This is a genomic window from Lentibacillus kapialis (assembly GCF_014646635.1).
In the GTDB taxonomy this organism is placed as follows: Bacteria; Bacillota; Bacilli; order Bacillales; family Amphibacillaceae; genus Lentibacillus; species Lentibacillus kapialis.
This window is the reverse complement of the sequence record NZ_BMNQ01000020.1, coordinates 17,177-41,695: the sequence shown is the minus strand read 5'-3', so window position 1 is coordinate 41,695 and position 24,519 is coordinate 17,177. Positions and strand designations below refer to the sequence as shown.

At 41.6% G+C, this 24,519-nt stretch carries 30 protein-coding genes and 1 other annotated feature; of the genes, 22 read left to right on the top strand and 8 right to left on the bottom strand.

Annotated features, from left to right (window positions below; translation table 11 throughout):
- Positions 1-125 precede the first annotated feature (125 nt).
- The 6 genes from IEW67_RS08895 to IEW67_RS18400 all read left to right on the top strand — a co-directional run bounded on the left by IEW67_RS08895 (position 126) and on the right by IEW67_RS18400 (position 3,085).
- Positions 126-887, top strand: coding sequence for an alpha/beta fold hydrolase (locus IEW67_RS08895; RefSeq protein WP_188632716.1), 762 nt, complete (start codon positions 126-128; stop codon positions 885-887).
- A 100-nt stretch (positions 888-987) separates the two neighbouring features.
- The gene (locus IEW67_RS08890) at positions 988-1,299 is read left to right on the top strand and encodes a metal-sulfur cluster assembly factor (protein ID WP_188632715.1); all 312 of its coding nucleotides are present in this window, start codon (positions 988-990) and stop codon (positions 1,297-1,299) included.
- Positions 1,300-1,437: 138 nt separating this feature from the next.
- Positions 1,438-1,938: a molybdopterin-guanine dinucleotide biosynthesis protein B gene (mobB, locus tag IEW67_RS08885; RefSeq protein WP_188632714.1), complete on the top strand. Its 501-nt coding sequence runs from the start codon at positions 1,438-1,440 to the stop codon at positions 1,936-1,938.
- On the top strand, positions 1,938-2,411 hold the full coding sequence (locus tag IEW67_RS08880) for a molybdenum cofactor biosynthesis protein MoaE (protein ID WP_188632713.1): 474 nt from the start codon (positions 1,938-1,940) through the stop codon (positions 2,409-2,411). The genes mobB and IEW67_RS08880 overlap by 1 nt, the downstream gene beginning before the upstream one ends.
- On the top strand, positions 2,404-2,637 hold the full coding sequence (moaD, locus tag IEW67_RS08875; protein ID WP_188632729.1) for a molybdopterin converting factor subunit 1: 234 nt from the start codon (positions 2,404-2,406) through the stop codon (positions 2,635-2,637). Before IEW67_RS08880 ends, moaD begins: the two co-directional genes overlap by 8 nt.
- Before the next feature lie 313 nt (positions 2,638-2,950).
- Positions 2,951-3,085: a hypothetical protein gene (locus IEW67_RS18400; protein WP_308430723.1), complete on the top strand. Its 135-nt coding sequence runs from the start codon at positions 2,951-2,953 to the stop codon at positions 3,083-3,085.
- Positions 3,086-3,142: 57 nt separating this feature from the next.
- Here IEW67_RS18400 and IEW67_RS08870 read toward each other — a convergent pair whose 3' ends face one another.
- The 5 genes from IEW67_RS08870 to IEW67_RS08850 all read right to left on the bottom strand — a co-directional run bounded on the left by IEW67_RS08870 (position 3,143) and on the right by IEW67_RS08850 (position 6,144).
- Complete coding sequence (locus IEW67_RS08870; RefSeq protein ID WP_188632712.1) at positions 3,143-3,445, bottom strand: metal-sulfur cluster assembly factor; 303 nt, start codon at positions 3,443-3,445, stop codon at positions 3,143-3,145.
- Between the two features lie 46 nt (positions 3,446-3,491).
- Positions 3,492-4,721 carry a hypothetical protein gene (locus IEW67_RS08865; RefSeq protein ID WP_188632711.1) on the bottom strand — a complete coding sequence of 410 codons (1,230 nt, stop codon included), beginning with the start codon at positions 4,719-4,721 and terminating at the stop codon, positions 3,492-3,494.
- A gap of 19 nt (positions 4,722-4,740) precedes the next feature.
- Positions 4,741-4,956 (bottom strand): DUF2249 domain-containing protein, encoded by a 216-nt coding sequence (locus tag IEW67_RS08860; protein ID WP_188632710.1) that lies wholly within the window; start codon positions 4,954-4,956, stop codon positions 4,741-4,743.
- Positions 4,953-5,204, bottom strand: coding sequence for a DUF2249 domain-containing protein (locus IEW67_RS08855; RefSeq protein ID WP_188632709.1), 252 nt, complete (start codon positions 5,202-5,204; stop codon positions 4,953-4,955). The genes IEW67_RS08860 and IEW67_RS08855 overlap by 4 nt, the downstream gene beginning before the upstream one ends.
- Before the next feature lie 247 nt (positions 5,205-5,451).
- Positions 5,452-6,144: a Crp/Fnr family transcriptional regulator gene (locus tag IEW67_RS08850; protein ID WP_188632708.1), complete on the bottom strand. Its 693-nt coding sequence runs from the start codon at positions 6,142-6,144 to the stop codon at positions 5,452-5,454.
- Positions 6,145-6,363: 219 nt separating this feature from the next.
- Here IEW67_RS08850 and IEW67_RS08845 point away from each other — a divergent pair, with 219 nt between their 5' ends.
- Together IEW67_RS08845 and IEW67_RS08840 are read left to right on the top strand one after the other, a co-directional pair.
- Positions 6,364-6,603, top strand: a complete 240-nt coding sequence (locus tag IEW67_RS08845) for a DUF2249 domain-containing protein (protein ID WP_188632707.1) — start codon at positions 6,364-6,366, stop codon at positions 6,601-6,603.
- Positions 6,604-6,777: 174 nt separating this feature from the next.
- On the top strand, positions 6,778-7,920 hold the full coding sequence (locus IEW67_RS08840; RefSeq protein ID WP_188632706.1) for a TIGR04053 family radical SAM/SPASM domain-containing protein: 1,143 nt from the start codon (positions 6,778-6,780) through the stop codon (positions 7,918-7,920).
- Between the two features lie 157 nt (positions 7,921-8,077).
- Here IEW67_RS08840 and IEW67_RS08835 read toward each other — a convergent pair whose 3' ends face one another.
- Positions 8,078-8,896, bottom strand: a complete 819-nt coding sequence (locus IEW67_RS08835; RefSeq protein ID WP_188632728.1) for an undecaprenyl-diphosphate phosphatase — start codon at positions 8,894-8,896, stop codon at positions 8,078-8,080.
- 103 nt (positions 8,897-8,999) lie between these two features.
- Between IEW67_RS08835 and IEW67_RS08830 the strand changes: the two genes are divergently transcribed.
- On the top strand, positions 9,000-9,353 hold the full coding sequence (locus IEW67_RS08830) for a hypothetical protein (RefSeq protein WP_188632705.1): 354 nt from the start codon (positions 9,000-9,002) through the stop codon (positions 9,351-9,353).
- Positions 9,354-9,484: 131 nt separating this feature from the next.
- On the opposite strand, the gene IEW67_RS08825 is transcribed toward IEW67_RS08830, so the two are convergent.
- Entirely contained in the window at positions 9,485-9,664 is a 180-nt protein-coding gene (locus tag IEW67_RS08825; protein WP_188632704.1) for a DUF2929 family protein, read from the bottom strand.
- Between the two features lie 109 nt (positions 9,665-9,773).
- Between IEW67_RS08825 and IEW67_RS08820 the strand changes: the two genes are divergently transcribed.
- The 6 genes from IEW67_RS08820 (at position 9,774) to IEW67_RS08800 (ending at position 15,090) form a co-directional block, all read left to right on the top strand.
- Positions 9,774-10,346, top strand: coding sequence for a hypothetical protein (locus IEW67_RS08820; protein WP_188632703.1), 573 nt, complete (start codon positions 9,774-9,776; stop codon positions 10,344-10,346).
- Between the two features lie 95 nt (positions 10,347-10,441).
- Positions 10,442-11,407 (top strand): BMP family ABC transporter substrate-binding protein, encoded by a 966-nt coding sequence (locus tag IEW67_RS08815; RefSeq protein ID WP_188632702.1) that lies wholly within the window; start codon positions 10,442-10,444, stop codon positions 11,405-11,407.
- Between the two features lie 143 nt (positions 11,408-11,550).
- Positions 11,551-12,492, top strand: a complete 942-nt coding sequence (locus tag IEW67_RS08810; RefSeq protein ID WP_188632701.1) for a beta-ketoacyl-ACP synthase III — start codon at positions 11,551-11,553, stop codon at positions 12,490-12,492.
- Between the two features lie 31 nt (positions 12,493-12,523).
- Complete coding sequence (gene fabF / locus IEW67_RS08805; RefSeq protein ID WP_188632700.1) at positions 12,524-13,762, top strand: beta-ketoacyl-ACP synthase II; 1,239 nt, start codon at positions 12,524-12,526, stop codon at positions 13,760-13,762.
- Positions 13,763-13,979: 217 nt separating this feature from the next.
- A complete protein-coding gene (locus IEW67_RS18570; RefSeq protein WP_505735185.1) occupies positions 13,980-14,183 on the top strand; it encodes a YuzI family membrane protein in 204 nt (67 codons plus the stop codon).
- Positions 14,184-14,328: 145 nt separating this feature from the next.
- Entirely contained in the window at positions 14,329-15,090 is a 762-nt protein-coding gene (locus IEW67_RS08800; protein ID WP_188632699.1) for a YjbA family protein, read from the top strand.
- A 164-nt stretch (positions 15,091-15,254) separates the two neighbouring features.
- On the opposite strand, the gene trpS is transcribed toward IEW67_RS08800, so the two are convergent.
- The gene (trpS, locus tag IEW67_RS08795) at positions 15,255-16,259 is read right to left on the bottom strand and encodes a tryptophan--tRNA ligase (protein ID WP_188632698.1); all 1,005 of its coding nucleotides are present in this window, start codon (positions 16,257-16,259) and stop codon (positions 15,255-15,257) included.
- Between the two features lie 72 nt (positions 16,260-16,331).
- Positions 16,332-16,512, bottom strand: a binding site (T-box leader).
- A gap of 224 nt (positions 16,513-16,736) precedes the next feature.
- On the opposite strand from trpS, the gene IEW67_RS08790 reads away from it, so the two are divergent.
- From IEW67_RS08790 to IEW67_RS08760, 7 genes are all read left to right on the top strand, one after another.
- Positions 16,737-17,495 carry a cytochrome c biogenesis CcdA family protein gene (locus IEW67_RS08790; RefSeq protein WP_188632697.1) on the top strand — a complete coding sequence of 253 codons (759 nt, stop codon included), beginning with the start codon at positions 16,737-16,739 and terminating at the stop codon, positions 17,493-17,495.
- A 17-nt stretch (positions 17,496-17,512) separates the two neighbouring features.
- Positions 17,513-18,106 carry a peroxiredoxin family protein gene (locus IEW67_RS08785; protein ID WP_188632696.1) on the top strand — a complete coding sequence of 198 codons (594 nt, stop codon included), beginning with the start codon at positions 17,513-17,515 and terminating at the stop codon, positions 18,104-18,106.
- A 241-nt stretch (positions 18,107-18,347) separates the two neighbouring features.
- Positions 18,348-19,835 (top strand): SulP family inorganic anion transporter, encoded by a 1,488-nt coding sequence (locus IEW67_RS08780; protein WP_188632727.1) that lies wholly within the window; start codon positions 18,348-18,350, stop codon positions 19,833-19,835.
- Between the two features lie 28 nt (positions 19,836-19,863).
- Complete coding sequence (locus IEW67_RS08775; RefSeq protein WP_188632695.1) at positions 19,864-20,280, top strand: universal stress protein; 417 nt, start codon at positions 19,864-19,866, stop codon at positions 20,278-20,280.
- A 462-nt stretch (positions 20,281-20,742) separates the two neighbouring features.
- A complete protein-coding gene (locus IEW67_RS08770) occupies positions 20,743-22,326 on the top strand; it encodes an FMN-binding glutamate synthase family protein (protein WP_188632694.1) in 1,584 nt (527 codons plus the stop codon).
- Between the two features lie 147 nt (positions 22,327-22,473).
- Positions 22,474-23,676 carry a putative glycoside hydrolase gene (locus IEW67_RS08765; RefSeq protein ID WP_188632726.1) on the top strand — a complete coding sequence of 401 codons (1,203 nt, stop codon included), beginning with the start codon at positions 22,474-22,476 and terminating at the stop codon, positions 23,674-23,676.
- A gap of 209 nt (positions 23,677-23,885) precedes the next feature.
- Complete coding sequence (locus IEW67_RS08760) at positions 23,886-24,473, top strand: GNAT family N-acetyltransferase (RefSeq protein WP_188632693.1); 588 nt, start codon at positions 23,886-23,888, stop codon at positions 24,471-24,473.
- Positions 24,474-24,519: the final 46 nt, after the last annotated feature.

Genomic DNA, 24,519 nt, shown 5'->3' with positions numbered 1-24,519 from the left:
TTCACCTCGTATTCTCTATAGTCTATAAGGGATAATAGCATATGTAAAGTATTCGTTTGCAATTTATAAAAAGTTCATATTATGATAAACCGTAGTATTAAGTTCACAGGAAGGGAAGCTCATTTATGATTGGCGTATCTCACAATACGATTGCTTCAATACCTTGTCTCGTCATTACAGATCATACAAAAGAAAACGCAGTACTGCCGACACTTACATATTTCCACGGTTTCACCAGTGCAAAAGAACATAATTTGCCACTTGCATATTTGCTTGCTGAAGAAGGTTTTCGGGTTATTCTCCCCGATAGTATGTATCATGGTGAGCGTGAAAAAGAAATATCCCGCATGAAAAAGCAAATATCATTCTGGGATATTGTGATGCAAAATGTAGAGGAATTAAAGGATATTCGAGACGAACTCAATGCACAAGGGATTATCCTTAATGGACGTTTTGGCGTTGCCGGTACAAGTATGGGCGGTATCACAACCGCTGCTGCACTCACCCAATACCCATGGATTAAAACGGCAGGGATACTGATGGGTTCACCAAAAATCACGACATATGCAAAAACGCTGGTGGATAGCTTTAAGAAAATGGGTAATCTGCCAGTGACCGATGATGTCATTGAACATTTGTATCATCAACTCGAGCAGTATGATTTGTCAAAGCAGGCTGATAAACTGAAGGAACGACCGGTTCTATTCTGGCATGGTGAAAATGATGCAATTGTGCCATTTGATCATTCCTATACCTTTTATGAACTCGCGAGACATCATTATTCTGATCAGAATAAAATCCGCTTTATCAAAGAAGACAACCGGGATCATAAGGTAAGTCGTTATGCCGTTCTGGAAACGGTGAAATGGTTTAAAACATACTTATAAGAAACATGCTCTCGTAAAGGCTAAAAGTGTGATTTAAATCATTTAAAAATAGGCAGGAATATGTTTAAATAAGACTATGAGCATTGAAGGAGGGATTGTCATGGAAGCAGCTCTCGAAGAAAATATTATGGGTGCACTTGAGAACGTCATTGATCCAGAGCTCGGTATTGACATTGTCAACCTTGGGCTAGTATATGGTGCTGACCTTGACGATCAAGGCGCCTGTACCGTTACTATGACACTGACGGCAATGGGGTGTCCGCTGGCAGGTCATATCGAACAGGATGTTAAGCGTGCCCTTTCAGATATTCCGGAAGTCGAACAAGTAGATGTGAATATCGTCTGGGATCCGCCATGGGGCAAAGATAAAATGTCACGTTATGCCAAAATCGCTCTCGGTATTCCTGATTAACAGCGTCAATTAAATGGTTGATTCATCTCTCGTGAATCGGCCTTTTTTTATAACTTCAAAAATATAAAGATTCGAAAAGGTCTAAAGCCGCGAGTAGGATCCGTTTGAAATAGAGCGTTTTAAGAATGGAGCCTTTTTATGCAAATTTGTCAGATTGCAGGATATAAAAATACGGGGAAAACAACGCTTATGAACCAGCTCATACACTATTTTTCAGCACAAAATCTGAAAGTCGCTTCTTTGAAACATCATGGTCATGGCGGCGAGCCGGATAAGGTTAGAGGCAGCGACAGCAGCAAGCATCTTGAATCCGGATCGCTTATGAGCGGTGTCCAGGGTGAGGAACAGACGCAACTGACACTTCAGATGCCTTTCGAACTAGAAACATTAGTTAACCTTTATGAGAAGTTTCCACTTGACTTACTGTTAATTGAAGGTTATAAAAAAGCGCATTATCGCAAGATTGTATTAATAAAAAATGAAGCGGAAGTATCGCTTTTGCGGGAAATTTCAAATATAATAGCCATAGGAACATGGGATATGAAATGGCTGGAAAATCAGGAATATCCCGTCTTTGATATGAATCATTTGCATAAAGACATTTCAGCACTAGCTGATTATATAAGAAGGGACTTTTGATGACTAATAAATTCCGGATAACAGAGGAACCGATTAATCCAAACGACTGTATTGAAAAAGTTGTACGGAATGAAGCGGGAGCAGTGAACACCTTTATCGGCACGGTCCGTGAGTTTACAAGGGGGAAGCGAACTTTATTCCTTGAATATCAGTCCTATATACCGATGGCTGAAAAAAAACTCAGGCAGATCGGCGATGAAATTCAGGAAAGATGGGGAGATACCGATACGGTAATTGTCCACCGGATCGGCAGGCTGGAACTTACGGATATAGCAGTCGTTATCGCTGTATCGACTCCACACCGTGCGGATGCGTTCGAAGCAAGCCGTTATGCCATCGAACGGATTAAAGAGATTGTGCCGATTTGGAAAAAAGAACACTGGGAAGACGGTACAAAATGGATCGGCGATCAGAAAGAAAAGAAATCGTATGAGAAGAAAATTCCTTTAGAGGAGGAAATGTGTGATGGTTGATGTCCTTTTTTTTGCAGAACTGCAAGAAGCCGCCGGCAGCGGGAAAATAAATGTGGAAGCAGGTGGCTTGTCCATAAACGAATTAAAAGCAAAGTTAAAATCATCGTATGACTTGGTCGATTTGGATAGTGCTATGACGGCAGTTAATGAAGATTATTCTCACGACGATGTAAAGTTAACAGATGGTGATACCGTTGCATTTATCCCCCCTGTCAGCGGCGGATAAGTTTAAAGTTCTCAATTGGAATGTATTTGTAAATATTACTGTTTGCGGGAAGGAGAACTTAGGATTTTCCTTCCCTCTATATTTAATTTCTTATTGACGCCATGTATGGAATTGGTGTAGTATTATTCATAATATTTTAGCTACCATTGCTTTAATGCATAGTAATCTGGGATGCATGACTGACAATATGTTGAAATACAAGAGTCGAATTGATCATTGATATTACCCGTGATGTGGTGGCAAAATTCGGCTTGACAGCGCTTATGGTGACACACAATATGCAGCAAGCTCTTGATTTGGGGGACAGACTTTTATGATGGATAATGGTGAAATCATTTTTGATGTGCCCAACCATGAGAAACAGAAGCTGACGATTGAAGATTTAATGAAGGAATTTCAGAATAAACGCGGAAACGACTTTGAAAGTGACAGGGCGATATTGGGCTAGTGGATGGTAAAAAACCACAGAAGAAGCAAATCAGTTTTCCTCCTTCTGTGGCCCACGTCATCCAAAGCCAAGCATTTCTTTGCCGCGGTCACTAATTTTCGCAGGTGTCCATGCCGGTTCCCATACCAGACTGATATCAATATCACCGATATCTTCTATCTGATTAATACGATGTTTTACACCGTTTCTGATACTGTCATGCATTGGGCAGCCGGGTGTTGTAAGGGTCATGATAATTTTCACATTGTTTTCCACATCAACGGTAATTCCGTAAATAAGCCCCAAATCCATGATATTAATGCCGAGCTCCGGATCGATTACTTCAAATAAAGCAGCACCGACTTTTTTCTCAAGGGACAATACTGCCATCTCCTTTCTGCAAGTGCGTTTTAACTCTGGTAGATATTTATTTGGTTAGAACTCGAATGATCGACAGCATGTATAACAGGGAGGCAAGTGCAAGCAGTCCTTGGAAAACGTACACCATTATATTGATATAAAGTAGTCCGCCTATACTTAGTCCAGCTATACTGAAAATAAAAAGTGTGAACAGGATGACACTGTATGTTTCATTAATCATCTCTCTTAAAGTCGGGACCTGTTCCTTACCGATTTTATTCGAGTATTTATATGTCCACCATAAGAAAGGGACAATCTTGTAAAGATACCCCAGAATACTGAAAATAATCCAGCCCATTACATATAAAAAGATGAGCCAGCCCCAAACGGCTACTTCCTGAATACCATAGAAACTGAAGACAAACGCCAGAACATGTACGCCAAGCCCATTTATGATCGCAATCAATGAAAATGAAAATGGTTTATCAAGCTTTTTTTTTAGCCGTTTTGCAAGTATTTCACGAATGTCAAGGACAAAGAAAAAGAATCCCGCCAGCAAAACAAACCAGCCAATAGAGTCGATAAATTGAGTCTTTGTCCAGAATGAGCCGATTAAAATAAGAAGCCCGCTAATATAAGTTAAAAAAGCAGGTTTTGCCCATTTCATGGAAAAACCGTGAGACAGACTGAACATCGGGACAAGCTTATAGGAAAAACCAAAAATTAGCAATGTGAACCAACCGGAAACCCCAAGCGTTATATGAGAGGATAAAATCGCCCCATGGCTGGTGATTCTACCTTCAGCCAGATTCCATGCGAGCACGAATCCGGCTGCAATTGTCAGGAAGAGACATGAAATGGCGCCTAATATAAAAGCGGTCATCATATTTTTGTTTTTCTGCTTTAAGATGGTGACCAACATTTGGATAATGAACATGATGATTCCGGCGACTGCAATGATGCCGCCATAAAACGCATGGTCAGGTGACACTCCGAGCAGTAATGAAAAAACTGTAATACCGATAGCGGTAACAATAAACTGGATGAATCCAAATGCCTGGCTCCATATCGGAGCAAGCAGGGCGACCGGTATAAGCTGGTACATAGCCCCCATTGCAATCATGACGGCATAGCCTAAAACAAGAAAATGAGCACCCATCCAAATATCCGGTATCCGAAACTGCCCCGTAGTCAGGACATCGTTATTAATGAAAAGAATCAATTGCGATGCGACAAATGCTGTCAAGGCATAGAGAATAAACGCCAGCGGCAACTTGATGCTTGTGTTTGATTGCATGCTTCCGCCAGTTATCATATTAATCACCAGACTTCGTTATAGTAATTTTGAAACTCCCATCTTCTTGTGCTTCGGTTTCATGTATATAGCCACGGTCATCAAGTTCTTCATATAAAAACAGTGGACGGCGATCGTTGATGATGGATAAGGAATCGCCGCTCTTCAGTCTATCCAGTGCCTTCAATGTGCGCATCATCGGCTGAGGCGGCTCAAGTCCGCGGTTGTCAATCGTCATGTCATATCACCTTCTTTCTTGGTGTAGATGACTTTCCAATGTTTTTTCTCAATTTTTTCAACTTCATATGAAAAACCACGGCGTTTTAGTATCGTGTGAAGCGGAAGCGGGTTGAATGGTGCATGCAAAATGAAAGACTCTCCGTCTTTTAAACGCTTAACTGTTCTCATGATCTTGTCAAATGGTTCCTTTTTCCTGGCTAAATCTTCGCGTACATCCAGTTCTACCATCTTTTCCTGCTTAGGCATAGCATCACCTCATGAAATGTCTGACTTAATTATATGATAATGATTTTCAGTTGGGGAAGTAGTGATGTGTGTCACATTTTCCTTGGCGGTATAATAGATTTTAATACGGCTGGAGGTAGGCTATTAGAAAAACTCGGCATTCGCCTCGCCTTATAGCGAATGCCGAAGCTTTTTTATAAGGTCATCCATCATTTATACTTTCTGACGTTAAAAAAAAGACCACCCCGTAGCGGGATGATCTTCCAGTTTAAAACAGCTCGTCTTCCAGTGCATCGGTATCTAAAACAACCGCTCCGGTTTTGTCGGAGGCAATCAAATTTTGCTTCTTCAGTTGAGTCAGGGTTCGGCTGACGGTTTCGCGGCTTGAACCAATCATGTTGGCGAGTTCGCGATTTGTAAACTGAGTTGTCAGTCTAATCATGCCACCATTGGTTTCTTTTCCGTAACCTTTCGATAAGCGCAACAGGAGCATAATAATTTGCTCGTATGTGTTATGGAGAATTTTTTCTTCCAGCCGTGCTTGTAGATCAACAATGATATCGCCCAGCACACGAAACAGTTTAATACAAATTTCGGGGTGATTAACCAGAAAATTTTCAAAGGATTCAATCGGAATATAGATTAAAATCGCATCTTCCAGCACTTCGGCATGAGCAGGATAATCATCCTGTCTAAAAAAACCTTGATGCGGGAACATATCACCGGGCTGCAGCACATTTACAATTTGTTCTCTGCCATGGAAGTCGGTTTTGTAAATTTTTATTTTTCCTTGATGGATAAAATAAACGTTTGTCAGCGGATCACCCTGCATGAATATGTGGGTGCCGTGACGGTACATACGGTGCTTTGCCAAGTCAATGATCGGTTCCATTTCATCGTCGGTCAGGTCTTTGAAAAGGGGAACTTTTTGAAGCAGCCGTTGTATAGTACCTGTATGCATGCAATACCTCCTTGTACAGATGGTTCTCATTCAATGCCGTTTTCTATTGTTACGTTCATGCTATCATATTACAAATATGACTTTCCCTATTAAATTTGAACGTTTTGTGATTAAGTGATGAATATCATACATATGTGATGCCGCTCCTCACATCTTTATAGCCTGCCAGGTTATATGATGAAATTGTTCAAAAGCAAGAACACTAATGGAGGGATCTATATGCATGATACACAATTTACTGCCAAAATACACGCACCGGAAATTGAGCCGCGTCACAGGCATCCGAAAATTTTTGAAGTGTTCGATGAATTGAATCCGGGTGAATTTATGCAGCTGTCAAATGATCATGATCCAAAGCCGCTTCATTACCAGTTGATGATTGAGCGGGAAGGGTCATTTACATGGGAATACTTGGAACAAGGCCCGCCGATGTGGCGCATAGCGATCGGAAAAAAATAAACTGTTGTTGCCTCTGGAGATGTTCCATCCGGAGGCTTTTGTGTGGAATTGCTTCTACAATAAAGAAGGGTGCTTCAAATGGTAAAGAAGCTGCACAAGTGAGTTAGATCACTGCCGCTTTCACCTAAAAAAATTATGATGAAATCAGCCATTATTGACTAGGGAGGGGTCTTGATGTTTCCTCGAGACTACAATGAAAACCCGTTTATTGTTATTTGGGAGCTAACACGTGCCTGTGAATTGAAATGCCTGCACTGCAGAGCCGAAGCACAATACCACCGGCATCCACTTGAACTGTCATTTGAAGAGGGTAAGACATTAATTGATGATATATATGAGATGGATAATCCGATGCTCGTATTTACCGGTGGTGATCCACTGATGCGGTCGGATGTTTTCGATATTGCGGAATATGCCGTGCAGAAGGGTGTACGGGTATCCATGACACCATCCGCTACACCTAATGTGACAAAAGAAGCGATGCGGAAAGCAAAAGATATTGGACTGTCGAGATGGGCATTTTCAATCGATGGGCATTGTGCAGAAGTTCATGATCATTTCCGTGGAACATCCGGATCGTTTGATTTAACAATGAACGCGATTAATTATTTGCATGAGCTTGAAATGCCACTTCAAATTAATACGGTTATTTCCAAGTATAACGCAGGTTATCTCGATGAAATGGCAAAAATGGTAGAGGATTTGAATTGTGTGCTCTGGAGTGTTTTTTTTCTTGTGCCGACAGGAAGAGGCAAGGAAAGTGATATGATCTCGCCGGCTGAACACGAAAAAGTGTTGCGCTGGCTTTATCAGCTTTCCAAACGCGTACCATTTGATATAAAAACAACAGCCGCACAGCATTACCGCCGGGTTGTTATCCAAGGTAAAATTCGTGAAAGCAACAACGGTGACGACTCAATCCGGTATGAAGATGCTTTGATGAATGGCAAAACCGGACAGATTGATGGGCTTGGTCGTGCACCTAAGGGTGTTAATGATGGAAATGGGTTTGTGTTTATTTCCCACACAGGCGATGTTTATCCGAGCGGACTCTTGCCGATTAAAGCAGGCAACGTGCGTCAGTCGCCACTTCCGGTGATTTACCGGGAATCAGAGGTGTTTAAAAATTTAAGAGATCCGGATCAATATAAAGGCAAATGTGGTGTGTGCGAATTCCGGCATGTTTGTGGCGGCTCAAGATCCCGCGCATATAATGTGACAGGAGATTATATGGAAAGTGATCCTTACTGTGTATACATTCCAAAAGCATGGCGTGAAAAACATAGGCGTGAAAGAAGACAAAAGACTTCTAACTGATCAGCAGTTAGAAGTCTTTTGTTATAACGTCAGAAAGTATAAAATGGTTGACCTTATAAGAAAAGCTTCGGCATTCGCTATAAGACGAGGCGAACGCCGAGTTTTTCTAATAACGTCAGAAAGTATAAAATTTTTAGCTTATAGGATTCACTGAATTCTATAGGAACAGGATGACAAGTACCCCGACAGCAAAACAATAATAGGCAAAATACTTCAGATTGCCGCGTGCCATCACGTTCATAAACCAGCGTAATGAATAGTAAGTGGCAATAATGGCAGCTGCAAACGCCAGGATTGACGGTATGGCAACAGCACTCAATTCACTGTCACCGCCGATAAGGTCACCGGCTGATAGCATGGTGATACCAAGGCTTACAGGTATGTATAACAGAAATGAAAATCTGAGGGCAGTTTCGGTTTTCATTCCGACAAGCATTGCCGCAACAATTGTTGCACCTGATCGACTGATGCCGGGTACCAATGCAACCGATTGGGCCAGTCCAACAATAATAGCATCAAGAACCGTGATGCTACCTTCACCTTTATTTCCTCGAAGGTTGCGGATAATCCATAGAGCGGCTCCAGTAATCAGGAGTGCCACGCCGACAACCACCACACGGCCGCCAAGCTGTCTCTCAATAAAATCTTCAAATAACAGGCCGATAATACCGGTTGGAATCGTTGCGAGTATCAAAAACATAACAAATTGAAAGTCACTTTTGGCATCATTCGCCCGGGTGGTTATGTAACGAATTCCATTTTCCACCAGCCGGTAAATGTCTTTTCGGTAGATAACAAGCACAGCAATAAGTGACCCGAAATTGACCATGATTTCAAATGAAAGCCCGTCGATTCCGATACCAAATAGCTCTCTTACAATAACTAAATGTCCACTTGATGAGATTGGAATGGGCTCTGTGAAACCCTGCAACAGCCCCAGGATAATGTATTTGATCAACACCCAAAATGCTTCGATTGTTTCCATAATATTTCCTCCTGAACTCAATTAATTTCAATACCATAAACATGTCACCAACCCAAAGGCAAATGAATAGGCTGATTGGTGAGGAGGTTGGAATATGAGTTATAATCATCAACATATGTATGAATTGTGTAAACAGCATATGCATTCGTATGTGCTGGCTGAAATGAATGACGGTTCGCAGATTGATGGGATTATCACAGGGCTTGATGAGAAATACGTCTACATGGCGATACCGCTGTCTCACGGTAACAACCATATGCCCGGGTGCCATCAACGCCAGTTTGGATACGGGGGATTTGGCTATGGTTACCCGGGTTACGGATATTCCAATTATGGCTATGGATACCCCGGTTATGGATATGGCGGCTATGGCCGGCCCAAAAGGTTCAACCGCCTGGTATTGCCGTTAGCTGCACTTACGGCCTTGAGCGTATTGCCATGGTATTGAACCGGTAATAAATCAAGCTCCGAAATTGATTTATAACATCCGTCAAGAGATTTGTAAGCACAAAACCCTTGCCATCATACCTTGAAGGCAAGGGTTGTTTACAGACTGAGATCATAATCCCAAAGTTCAGTTTAATACTCACTTTCGCCTTTTAAGACACCTTCACCCAGTATAAAAACAGCAAGTGTAATGACGATAGTCGCTCCGAATGTGCTTACGATGTCAAAATCATTACCTGCCATGCTAACTAATACATATGAAACAACACAACTAATGAGAAAAGCCCAGATAAGCGGCCACAAGAAACGCATGATAAATACACCTCTATTTTATTTACTCACTCATTTTCTGCTATTCTCATATAGTTTAGCAAATCAGTCAAAAAAATAAAAGGATTTGTTTTAACAGGAGGATGTCAATATGTACTTTTTTGTAGAAGATTGCTTCCATTGGATCGGTTTTCATATGGTCAATCATTTTCTTGAGAACGGCTGGCATGTAGACGGAATGGACGATCTTGATACAGATGAAAAGGAGCATTTGTCTATGTTTCTCGGCCGAAATGATTTATTTCATCATGTAGCTAAATCCGGGCACAACAAAAGTTATGATGCATCAATCAGCATTGGCGAGTGTGAAATGATTCTAAAGAAAAAAGAAGCGATTACAATTAAACTCCCCCTCGTTTTTGGCGAGTGGATGCCAATGAACCAGGATGGGGCCTGCATACAAAATGACTTTATCCGATTTGATTCACAACGATTTATATCAAGCGCTGTTCATGTGGAGAATATTATTGAAAGCGTAAAGCAATGGATCCGTGCATCCGGGCTGCCCCAGGTGGTAAACGCGAGATCGATTCATGACCGCAAAGCGGATGATTTAAAACTTGAAAATACTGTCTATATACGAAACAATAGACCTATAAAGGAAGAAATTGAAAACGTAAAAAAACATTATGAAAGGTACAAAAAATTTTACCCTCGAATGTAGAAGGTGATCATAGCTAGTTGACGATATTAGTGGATACCACTAAATCGTGCCATTTTTTGTACAAGCTTAACAATGACCGGAAATGGAGTGGAAGCGTGAAAAAGTTATCAATCCTCATCCCGGCTGCTTTCATATTGGTTCTATCCGGCTGTGGCAGTTACTTTGACTCGGGCAACCTGCAAAACGTCGGAATGCTAATGGAATCATCCGCCCATGAGCAGCCATGGGATAAAAAAGGTTACGAAGGTCTGATGGCCATTGAGAAACAGTTTAATACCGAAGTTTATTATAAAGAAGATGTTAAGACCCAACAGGAAGTCAGAGACGCTGTCGATGAATTAGTCAAAAACGGGGTGAATCTGATTTATGGACATAGCGCTGTATACGGCAAGTTTTTTGAAGAAATATCAAACGTTTATCCGGAAGTTCATTTCGTTTATTTTAATGGCGGTCAATTTACAAAGAATGTGACAAGCCTGAATTTCAATTCACATGCCATGGGATTTTTTGCCGGAATGCTGGCCGGTGAAATGACTGACACGAATCATGTGGGTGTTATTGGCGCATTTGAGTGGCAGCCGGAAATAGAAGGCTATTTTGAGGGTGTCACATTCCAAAATTCGGAAGCCGAAGTACATCTGAATTATGTGAATGATTGGAATGCTAAAGAGAAAGCAACCGAAATGTATAATACGATGCGGGGACAGGGTGCTGATGTGGTTTACCCGACCGGTAATACTTACAGTGCATCCATCATTGAACAGGCTGCTGCGGATGGGATACATGCGATTGGTTATGTCGCAGATCAGTCAAAGATCGCTGAAAAAACTGTTCTGTCAAGCACAGTGCAACATGTGGAGGACCTGTATACAATGGCTGCAGGAAAATTCAATGATGGTGACCTGCGCGGCGGCGTTACAACATTCGATTTTCAGGATGACGTGATTTCATTGGGAGAATTCAGTCCTGAAGTCCCGAAAGATATTCGTAATTATATTCAGGAAGAAGTGGATGCCTATAAGGAGACCGGGTTGTTGCCGAATGAACGTGATGACGAGTAAGTGACGCTTGCACTTTCCAATAGTTTGCATTAAAATTAGCACCAAGTCATAAGAATTGATTATAATGACAGTTTTAAAAATCATAAAACATGCTATGAGACATTCACGTCATTTAAAAATAATTATTGTAAGGAGATGGGTATATGGGCGTGGGACTGTTAGGTACCGGGCATTATGTTCCGTCCAACGTTGTTACAAATAAAGACCTTGAAAAAATAGTGGATACGAGTGATGAATGGATCAGAACGCGTACCGGTATTGAAGAGAGGCGCATCGTCGATGATGGTGCGGATACATCGGATATGGCATTTTATGCAGCTCAGGAAGCCTTGGATAAAGCGAACATCCGGGCAGAGGATCTTGATATGATTCTGGTTGCAACCGTCACCCCTGATATGCCTTTTCCGTCTGTTGCGTGCTTGCTTCAAGAGCGGCTGGGAGCAAGAAAAGTCGCCGCAATGGATATCAGTGCCGCATGCTCCGGTTTTATGTACGGTGTGATTACCGCTAAACAATTTATTGAAACAAATGCGTACCAAAATGTGTTAGTGGTCGGTGTTGAAAAGCTTTCCAAAATCACTGACTGGACTGACCGGAATACCTGTGTCCTGTTCGGAGATGGGGCGGGAGCGACCGTTGTTGGTCCTGTTTCAGAAGGGAAGGGGATCCTGTCGTTTGAACTTGGATCAGATGGTTCAGGCGAAAAAGATCTTTATCAAGATAAAGAAAGCGGCTATTTGGCCATGAATGGACGGGAAGTGTTTAAGTTTGCTGTCAGACAAATGCCGGAATCATCAGTAAATGTGGTTGAAAAAGCCGGGTATAATAATGAAGATGTGGATTATTTAATTCCGCATCAGGCGAACATCCGTATCATGGAAGCTGCCCGTGAACGTCTGGGAATTGCTGAGGACAAAATGGCTACTTCGGTCAAGAGATATGGCAATACATCTTCAGCTTCCATTCCAATCGCTTTATCAGAAGGTGTTAATAGTGGTAAAATAAAAAATAATGACTTACTCGTTCTTGTTGGTTTTGGCGGAGGACTGACATGGGGCGCCATTGCCTTGCGCTGGGGCCATTAATGACTTCAGTAATTTATAGGAGGAGCAATAAATGGAAAGAAGAAGAGTAGTAGTTACCGGTCTTGGAACCATTTCCCCCAATGGTAATGATGTTGGGACAATGTGGGATAATGTTGTTTCCGGGAAAAGCGGAATCGATTTTCTAAGCCGGATTGAACGCAGTGGACTGCCGGCAGTTGCAGCAGCTGAAGTAGAAGGTTTTGATCCGAAAAATTACATGGACAAAAAAGATGCACGAAAGATGGATTTATTTACACAATACGCAGTCGCTGCCGCGCGAATGGCAGTTGACGATGCCGATTTAACGATTGATGAGAGCAATGCCACTCGTGTCGGAGTCTGGGTTGGTTCCGGAATAGGCGGCATGGGCACCCTGGAAGACCAGCATACCAAACTCATGGAAAAAGGGGCACGTCGAATCAGTCCGTTTTTTGTGCCAATGATGATTCCTGATATGGCAGCAGGACAAGTATCCATTCAACTTGGAGCTAAAGGCATTAATTCCTGCACGACAACTGCGTGTGCATCGGGAGCCAATTCGATCGGTGATGCGTTTAAAACAATTGAACGCGGAGATGCTGACTATATGATTGCAGGCGGAACTGAAGCACCTATCACGAACATGGCGTTTGCTGGTTTTTCAGCGATGAAAGCTTTATCAACGAATGAAGATCCAAATAGTGCAAGTCGCCCTTTTGATAAGGAACGTGACGGTTTTGTCATGGGGGAAGGTGCTGGTATTTTAGTTCTGGAATCGCTGGAATCAGCGGTCGAACGCGGTGCACATATTTATGGTGAAATCATCGGATATGCGGCAACCGGTGATGCTTATCATATTACAGCACCCGCAGAAAATGGCGAAGGTGCTGCGCGTGCAATGCGGCAGGCAGTTGAGGATGCCCGCATTTCACCGGAAGAGGTTGATTATATCAATGCACACGGTACAAGCACTGAACTGAACGATAAGTATGAAACCCAAGCCATTAAACATGTATTCGGCGACCATGCAAGAGAATTAGCTGTGTCATCAACAAAAAGTGTGACCGGTCATTTGCTTGGTGCTGCCGGCGGATTGGAATCTGTGATTTCCCTCAAAGCCATTGATGATGGCATCATACCGCCTACTATGAATTATGAGACACCCGATCCGGAGTGTGATCTCGATTATGTCCCGAATGGATCAAGAAAGCAGGATGTCCATGTCGTCATGAGCAATTCACTCGGATTCGGCGGTCACAATGCTACACTGGTTTTTAAAAAGCATCAATAAGGTAAGGAGAAGCTGATTGCCGCGAGCAGTCAGCTTCTTTAGTTTGTTACTGAAATCATTGCCAGTTATCTTTATGATCATATTACCCAATCAAAAATGAAACAATGCACATGAATGATTTTCCCGTGCATAAAATGAAATAAATGAACAGGACAAGCTAGTGACTGAAAGGTTGATTTTTTGCTTTTAGATACTGCAAGGCGGGTGTAAAAAATTGGTGCTATTATTCCTTTTTTTAGTTGGGTTTGGATTTGCTGTTACAGGCGGTGTCAGTATTATCGCTTATATGAACTTTTTGCCTGTAGGGGTTTCCTGGACAGATTACATTGTTTTTATAGTCGGAAGGCCCGAGTGTTATTTTCTCCCGATCGGTGTTCTTCTGATGTCCATTGCATTATTTCGATATCCTAACAACCTTTAAAATACCGGCGAATCGAATAATTTTTTCCAATATGGTCATAATGTATCTTAAGAACGGGTTCGAAGGCTTACAAATTATGATTGGAAATGTAATTTGATGACTTTTGGAAATCCTTTAAATGATTCATTCAAAGTGAGGGTTGTTTATGCTGTATTTACATGATGTCTGGGTAAACTGGTTTGAAGGTGAAGAGAATGGTTATAGTGTCTGTCATTTTCATGAATGGCGGAAAAGTGACGGAATTGAGCTACTTGATCAGGTACCGTTACTGTACATAACTGAAGATCTTTACGACTACATTGAAAATGACATGCATGATTTGCCGGAAGATATGCTGGACAACATTTATAAACGTGCCTATATGCGCAAAGGCCAGGAGCGCAATGGACTTGACTTTGCAGCCGTGGTTACCGATGGGAATGATATCATTGTATTTGATACAATAGGCTATCAGATACCGGTACGAAAAAGCCGGCTGATTCCGCGGCAAGAGCAGCTTGTATTTGATATGGTCAGCACGACTAAACCCGAATCGTTCAATTTTAAGGGGCGAAATGTAGAAAAGGAATATCATATGCTGTCGATGGAACCGAGCCTTGTTCACGGATTGACAAGACGGGAGCGTCAGTTGAAACAAATCCTAATGATCGCATTGGATCAGCTTCGCACGGCCAATAACCCTGAAGAATTACGGTATTGGCTGACCGAATGGGATCCAAAGAAATATCCGTTTATACGATATATGGATGAAGAGACCGTTTGGCATGAACTTTATGAAGGTGTCAAAAAAGGCTGGAGCCGGTCACATGAAGATTTATGCAACAAAATGATTAAGGGCCAGCCATTTTTGGAGAAAATGTGGGAAGTAGAACAGACACCAGAGCAAAATACGTCAAAACAGAATTGAAAACAATTAAGAAGAATTTGGAAACCGGCATTTGCTGATGCAGCAAATGCCGTAAATCTTTCTTATTGTTCCCTGTTAGGAAGGGTTTTTGGTTTGTGCCAAAAATCTTCAATCTCAGGCGATCACGCCATTTCGACATCCCTTCCCCGCAATCGCGTTAAATGTTATCGTTTTTTCTTCACACGTCCGAGTCCCATCGCTTTCTTGGCCTTTTTGAGCACTTTGTTGGCCTCAAAGGAAGCGTTGTCTGCCCCTTTATCCAATATCTCATCCAGCTTCTCAGAGTTAATCAGCTCATTGTAGCGCTCCTGAATTGGTTTCAGGATATCGATGACCGCCTTGGCCGTTGCTTGCTTGAATTCACCATAACCTTTTCCTGCAAACGCTGTTTCCAAATTCTCAATCGATTCACCGGAGCAGCTGGAGTGGATGGTCAACAAGTTTGAGATACCGGGTTTGTTTTCGGCATCAAATGTTACAATCCCATCTGAGTCGGTTACAGCACTTTTAATTTTCTTTTCAATTTTTTTTGGTTCGTCAAGCATCGAAATAAATGCTTTTTCATTTTCATCTGATTTGCTCATTTTCTTAGTTGGATCTTGCAGTGACATAATCCGTGCCCCGACTTCTGGTATACGCACTTCCGGAATGGTAAAAATGTCATTGAATTTGTTGTTGAAACGCTCTGCCAGATTACGGGTTAGTTCAAGATGCTGTTTTTGGTCTTCACCGACCGGGACAACATCCGTTTTGTAAAGCAGGATATCCGATGCCATCAGTGGGGGATATGTTAATAAGGCTGACGATACAGCTTCTTTACCCGCAGATTTAGCTGCTTTATCCTTGAACTGGGTCATGCGTTCCAATTCACCTATATAGCTGATGGACTGTAACATCCAGCCTAGCTGTGTATGCGCCGGGACCTCCGACTGGATAAACAACGTTGATTTTTCCGGGTTAATTCCGGATGCAAGGTATAATGCTGCTAGGGAGCGGATATTGTTACGCAGTTTGAGACGGTCTTGTGGTACGGTAATCGCATGTTCATCAACGATGCAAAAGTAGCAGTCATTTTCTTTTTGCAGCTCGATAAAATGTTGAATCGCCCCCAAGTAGTTTCCAATGGTTAACGTGCCGCTTGGCTGAATACCTGAGAAAATTGTATGCACTATCTTTCACTCCTTCGTCTTTCACTTAGCTTGGTTGATTTCAATAAAAAAGTTCATTAATCCCCCTTACAAAAAAGGGACGAATGAACCGCGGTGCCACCCTTGTTATCCTGCCATTATTATGGGAGAATCGCTTTACTCGTTAACGTGCTCCAAAGTCCAATTCCAAATTACCTTGATCCTTGTTTTCACCAGCCACAAGTTCTCTGAAAATCAGTGGGCAAATGTACTGCGTCTTTTTCATCACAATGATATTCGTTTACATAATTATATACAATTCATGGCTGGAAAACAAGAAACTCTTATCTTCTTAAATAAAGCCTTTTTCCACATTTAAAACATCACGGAATTGTCACATCTTATCCAGTCTTTTTTCATTAAATTTTAACAGAGATCCTTTACAATAGATTTTGGAATACTTAAAAGAGGAAAACTCCGATAAAACGTTTAAAACTTATATTGGAAAGAGGGAACAGAATGGGCGGAATTGAAGCAGATACAATGTTGATTGCAGGCATGATGCTGGCGGTGGGGGCAGGAGCGCTATCCTTTTTGTCACCTTGCGTGTTGCCGATTTTTCCAGCGTACATGTCTTATATTACAGGAATTAGTGTCAAAGAATTGCAAGGAAACAAGAACTCCAAAATTCGCAGGCAGTTATTGAGTCATTCGCTTTTCTTTTTGCTGGCTGTTTCACTTGTTTTTATCAGTTTGGGAGCCAGCGCGTCGTTTTTGGGCAAATGGGCACAAGACCTGCTGTTAGGGGAGTCCGGTTTATTAATTCAACGGATTGCCGGGATCTTCATCATTTTCATGGGATTATTTGTTGCAGGCTGGATCACCATCCCGGCATTAATGAAAGAAAGGCGCTTCCATTATACGAAAAAGCCTGTTGGCTATTTGGGAACATTTTTTGTCGGGCTTGGTTTCGCAGCAGGATGGACCCCTTGTATCGGTCCTATATTCGGGTCAATTCTGCTTCTGGCTGCCACCAATCCCGGTCAGGGCGTGTTTTACACCATAATGTATGTCATTGGATTTTCGCTGCCATTCATTGTGTTGACATTTTTCCTTGGTTCGACAAAATGGATAGTCCGGCATAGCGGAACTATTATGAAAATAGGCGGTGTGATTATGGTTATCATGGGATTGGTTTTATTCTTCGGTTTCATGCCGCGTATAACTGGGTTTCTGCTTGATTTAGTACAAGGTACATGGTTGTCAAAATTAGGTTGATCTGGAGGAGATAGTTAATGAAAAAAGTGATTCTTGCTCTGATTGCAGCTGCAATGGTTGGCTGGGCTGTCTACGAATATGTAAGTCCATTTGACGAGGCTGGTAATAAGGAGGGTGATCAGGCAGGCGGGAATATGATTACGTCCCCGCCAAAGGAAAATTCTGAGGAGGTTGTCGAGTCCGACAAGGTTGGACTTGAAACGGGCCAGATTGCTCCTGACTTTGAATTACAAAAGTTGAATGGGGAAAAGGTGAGTTTATCCGATTACAGGGGAGAACGTGTCATCCTTAATTTTTGGGCAACATGGTGTCCTCCTTGCAGGGAGGAAATTCCCGACTTTCAAAAACTCTATGACAACAAAGATGTCGTTATTCTGGCCGTTAATATGACGGATACGGAACAAAGTGATGAAGATGTGAATCAATTTGTCAAAAATTACGAAATGACATTTCCGGTTTTAATGGATGTGAACGGTGACATTGCTTCCAAGTATCAAGTTCGGGCCTACCCGACGTCTTATATGATTGATTCGGAAGGTCATATACAATTTATGGCAATGGGAGCAATGGATTATGAACTGATGGAGAAAAGATTGAACAAGATGGATTAGTTTGACCAATGATTTTGTCAAATCGTATATCTATTTCAAAATAAACAGGGAAAATAAGAGAAAAACAAAAATGACCACGTTTACATGCTGTTTTACGAGGCATACATCTTGTGATATGATTTGACATGTTGAGAACGGATCTTACTTTTGCACGCCAAGAAGGATAAAGATAAAGAGACTTAGCTTGCCGTTTGCAGATAAAGGCAGGCTAAGTTTTTCTAATGAAGTGGAAATGGTAAAAATGATAAAACATGAAAGGAGTGCTTCATTGAAAACACATGAACTGAAACAGGAATGGTTTGGCAATGTACGGGGAGATGTGTTGTCAGGAATAGTGGTAGCGTTGGCTCTCATACCAGAGGCAATTGCTTTCTCTATTATCGCTGGAGTAGACCCGATGGTTGGTCTTTATGCATCGTTTTGTATTGCGGTCGTCATTGCATTCGTTGGAGGACGCCCGGGGATGATTTCCGGGGCAACGGGAGCAATGGCATTGCTAATGGCTGACTTAGTTGCTGATTATGGGCTGCAGTATTTATTAGCGGCAACGATTTTAACAGGCATTATTCAAATCTTATTTGGCGTTTTTAAACTATCGAAAGTAATGAAGTTCGTTCCGCGCTCAGTAATGGTGGGATTTGTGAATGCACTTGCCATTATGATTTTAATGGCACAGTTTCAGCATTTTGTTGGTGAATCATGGGTTATGTATGCTCTCGTTGGGATAACTTTGGCTATTATCTATCTTTTTCCACGTCTCACGAAAGCTGTCCCATCGACACTCGTAGCAATTATTGCAGTAACGGCTATTGTTATTTATGGAAATTTGGATGTTGGAACGGTGGGAGATATGGGAACACTGACACAACAGTTGCCTGTCTTTCTAATTCCGTCCATTCCATTTACAATGGAAACACTCATGATTATCTTTCCGTATTCGTTATCTTTGGCAATTGTCGGACTAGTGGAATCCCTCTTAACCGCCAATATTATTGATGATGCGACCGATACCGAAAGTAACAAAAATAAGGAAAGCCGTGGACAAGGAATGGCTAACGTTGTTACAGGATTTTTTGGAGGGATGGCCGGGTGTGCCATGATCGGCCAGTCCGTTATCAATGTAAAATCAGGCGGATCTCGCAGATTATCATCTCTTGTTGCGGGTGTATTTTTAATGTTTTTAATCATCGTGCTGGGCGGATTTGTTGTTCAAATTCCAATGGCAGCACTTGCCGGTGTTATGATAATGGTATCGATCAGTACATTTGATTGGTCATCTGTTAAACATTTGAACAAACTGCCAAAAACGGATGCAGCTGTCATGGTAGCAACAGTTGCTATTGTGCTCGTCACGCATAATTTATCGATTGGTGTACTGGCCGGAGTATTGTTAAGTGCTATATTCTTTGCTGCGAAAATTTCTAAAATTAACGTGACCGAAGAACTGGTGTTACGTAAGCAGAAAAAGGTTTACCGTGTAGAAGGGGAACTTTTCTTCGCATCGGTAAGTGACTTTCCGGCTAAGTTTAACTTTGCGGACTCTGTTCATGAGGTTGAAATTGACTTAACGCACGCGCATCTTTGGGATGATTCAGCCATTGGTGCATTGGATAAGATTGAAATGAAATTTGAAGAAAATAATATTAACGTAACGTATTTGGGACTGAATGATGAAAGCCACCACTTGAAAAAACGAATAGGCGGATTGTCGAAAGCATCAGGTCATTAATGGTAAGCTGGAAAAAGGGGGGAAGGTCGTGTTTAAACGAATACTCTTGGCTACAGATGGATCAAAGCACTCGGTTCGCTCAGCTAATCATGCGATTCAACTTGCTAATCAGTTTAACGGAACGATTGATGTTGTTTATGTTGTCGATGAACAGACTTCAAAATCGGATGTCTTGCATAACGACAGCAAATATGAGATTGAACGAAAACGAAAAGAAAAGATCCAGTCTGTATTGGAACAGCTCAAAGAAACCGATATTGAATATAATGTGCAAATACTGCACGGTCAACCCGGACCTGCAATAGTTGAATTTGCAAATACAAATGATTTTGATTGCATTGTCATAGGAAGTCGGGGACTGAACAATCTGCAGACAATGATTTTGGGCAGCGTTAGTCATAAGGTTGCTAAGCGGGCGGATTGCCCTGTGCTTATTGTGAAATGAAGAATATAGGAATGAGGAACAGTGTATATGACAAATATATACTGTTCTTTTTTATAACGTCAGAAAGTATAAAATATGGATGACCTTATAAGAAAAGCTTCGGCATTCGCTATAAGACGAGGCGAATGCCGAGTTTTTCTAATAACGTCAGAAAGTATAAAATATGGATGACCTTATAAGAGACTATAAAATTTGGGGGTATCACAATATCCAAAACTGTGGTGTTTTAGGGTGCCTCACTGTTAGGCAGTCTAGGAGCCTTGGACATAATTAAGATATTCTATACTAAAGACGAACGATACTCCGTTTTAGCGGAGGAAATATACGCTGGTCCTCTGTTGTGTTACATCAAAACAAGCTCTGACTTTTCCATGTTTTATATAAGTCATGGAGGGTAGAGAATGACAACGATTAATTATTTTGAGATTTAGTAAATGTTTAATATGAGAGGGTGGTTTATAAATGCTGGTGAAATGGTTTGTAATTGGAATTTTGATCTTATTGGCACTCGTCATACTAGTTCCGGCTGTTTTGCTGTTGCGGCTCTATTTTCATGATGTGAAACAGAAAGAACACTCGGTTTTGCAAAATTATCCGATTCTAGGAAGAATGCGCTATATATTAGAAAAAATGGGGCCTGAGCTTAGACAATATTTATTTTTGGATGATATGGAAGGAAAGCCTTTTAATCGGAAGGAATTTGAATTTGTTGCCAAAGCGGGGAAGTATAACAGCAGTATGATGGGATTTGGTGCTGAGCGGAATTTTGAAGACGACGGATTTTATTTAGTCAACCATATGTTTCCTGCGCAAAAAGGGGAATTAAAAGTTACTCAATCACCGAAAGTCAAAACGCATGTTTATGAGATTGATAAGGAAAATCTATTCAGCCGCAAAGAAAAGAGTGCAGACATGGAAGTTGACCCATCCTTTCTTCACGAAGACGACAATGTCGTTCTAGGAGAACATACCGTCCGTCACCCCTTTCGGTTAAAAGGTCTAATCGGCCAGTCAGCCATGAGCTATGGCTCTTTGGGGGACCATGCGATAACAGCCCTGTCCAAAGGTCTCGGTATGGCCGGGGGAACATGGATGAATACCGGTGAAGGAAGCGTTTCGCCTTATCATCTGAAAGGTAATACGGATATCATTATGCAAATCAGCCCCGGTCTTTTTGGTGTTCGTGATAAAGCGGGTTATTTTTCATGGGAAGAATTTAAAAAACAAGCTGAGACGGAACAAATCCGGGCATTTGAATTAAAACTTGCCCAGGGCGCCAAAACACGGGGAGGCCATGTGAGTGGTAATAAAGTAACAGAAGAGATTGCGAATATACGCAAAGTTGAGGTAGGAAAGGATATTAACAGTCCGAATCGATTCCCGGGGATTTCAAATTCTCAGCAGCTGCTTTCATTTTTGTCCCAATTAAGGGAAGTAAGCGGAAAGCCGATCGGCATTAAGCTTGTTGCAGGTGATGAACAACAAGTGGACCAGTTTATCAAGGCAATGGCCGATAGCGGAATTGTGCCCGATTTTATAACTGTCGACGGGGGAGAAGGGGGAACAGGAGCTTCTTATTATGCGTTGGCTTATTCGGTGGGACTGCCGTCTTTTTCTGCTATTCCGTTAGTGGATGAAGCACTTAAGAAATACGGAGTGAGAGATCGAACCAGAATAATTGCTTCGGGTAAGCTTCTGACGCCGGATAAAATCGCTATGGCGCTTTGCCTGGGTGCGGACCTGATCAATATTGCCAGAGGTTTTATGATCGCAACAGGTTGTATTATGGCACAGGTATGCCATACCAACACATGCCCGGTCGGAGTTGCCACAACTGATGAAAACCTGCAGAAGGCCTTGAATATAGAGGAGAAGAAATACCGCGTGGCTAACTATCTTATTACGTTGCGGAACGATCTGTTTAATTTGGCTGCTGTCGTGGGATTAGACAGCCCGACCAAATTCAATCGCGACCATCTCGTGTATCGCTCAGCATTTAAAGAATTTGCAAATCCGAATAATCAGCTAGCCGATGAATATAAATAGCTGTAAGGGAATACTATGGTCAGACATATCTAAACCAAAAGCTTTTTGTCAAATTTTGATATTTAATATTCTATTATGTGTCGATTTCCGTTATAATGGATATAAAACTGGATAGGAGATTGATAGATATTGAATCGAAAACCCTTCATGATTATTGCTTTTGTCATTGTTCTCCTGGTGATCGTGACAATCATACCGATTACCTCACAAAAAACAAAAGGAGAAGAGGCATTAAAAGCGAGCTCTCATATAGAACGGCAAACGAATCTGTCCGCTATCGGCAGTGACCAGAAGATGCAGCGATTTACATATGATTCGGGTTTGGGTTTTGAGTACCCGGATGCGGTCAGAGGGATTTATGTAACAGGTCCCTCAGCAGGCGGGGAGCGATTTAATAAACTGGTTAATTTGGTTGACACGTCTGATTTGAACGCGATGGTCATTGATATTAAGGAGGATCATGGAAATCTGACAATCAGTGTTCCGGAAGATTCTCCATACTCGGATGCGGCCGAAAACTATATCGATGAGCCACGGAAAATGTTGGAAAAATTGGAGGAAAAGGGCATTTACCCGATTGCCAGAATTGTGGTGTTTAAAGATTCAATTCTTGCTGAGAAACGACCTGACTTGTCATTTAAGAAAAACGGCGAAGTTTGGACCAATAATAAAGGTGAAGCATTTGTCAATCCGTTTCAAAAAGAAGTCTGGAAATACAATTTGAAAATAGCCAAAAAAGCGGCTGAACTTGGTTTTCAGGAAATTCAATTTGATTATGTCCGTTTCCCGGAAGGATTTGAGAACAAGGATGATGACTTAAGCTATAGCCGCGGCGATTATAAAGGCGAGGATATGAGCAATGTTAAACGGCGTGTTAAAGCAGTAACGGATTTTGTTGAATATGCCGGAAACGAACTGGATTATTACGATGTGGACTTGGCAGTTGATATATTCGGATATACGGCTACAATTGAGGAAGCGCCTGGAATAGGACAGAATTTCCCAAAAATCGCGAGCAATGTGGATGTCATTTCTTCGATGATTTACCCAAGCCATTGGACATCGTACTTTAACATTGACTTTCCGGATAAAGAGCCGTATAAAACGGTGAATGAATATGCGAAAGTGGAAAATGACATTCTATCACGGCTTGACGATAAACCGGTATCCCGTCCGTGGATTCAGGATTTTGAAGCACCATGGCTTTATAGCGGAGCGCCAACTGAGTACGGGAAAGCGGAAGTAGAAGCACAAATCAAAGCTTTAAATGAAAATGGGATAAACGAATTCCTAATTTGGAATGCGGGAAACAGTTACACGGAGAACGTTGATTACACACCTATGAATTGACTAGTACGTACGATGTTGCTAACGTTTCGTGTGCACCTTATATTTTTGAAAAACTGGGCTTTTACGAATAAAACCCGGTTTTTTTTATTATAATAAGTTCACAGTAAACGAAACAAAGAAAAATACACGAAAATAGTACTTATACTGATTTAACAAAGGCTATGTTAATCGTTATAATGGAAAAGACTACTAAACGAAGGAGTAGGTCTATGAACTGGTATGAAAAATTGAACAAATACTTCCCCGTTGAGGAAATGAAATCCAAGAAACACATGGATATGCTGATGCAGGAAAAAGGGGATGTATATCATAAGGATGAGGGACAGTACCATGTTTTAATGTATGCTGAGTTCGACTCATTCCTATTTATCGATTATGTCTGGGTTTCCTCACAAGCAAGAGGACAGGGAACTGGTCATAAATTAATCGAAAAACTGAAGAAGCGGAATAAACCGATTATCCTGGAAGTGGAACCTGTTGATTATGATGATACGGATACCGCCAAACGGCTTCACTTCTATAAGCGTGAAGGATTTAGCCATGCTCAGTATATTGATTATAACCGGCGTTCATTGGCTACCAATGAGGAAACGCCGATGGAAATACTGTACTGGTCACCAAATAACGAACCGGAAGAAGAAATATACCAAAAAATGAAGCAGATGTACGAAATGATTCATACGTATAAAGACGAAGAAATTTACGGAAAATCTTATCAGCCGGTTGACGAAGTCCTAAGTTATGACGAAGAACGCGATTCAGATGATATATTTGAAAACCTGACTGAGCGGGCATAACCATTCAGCCTTCTGGTACGTTACAGAAACCGGGAGGCTTTTTTCA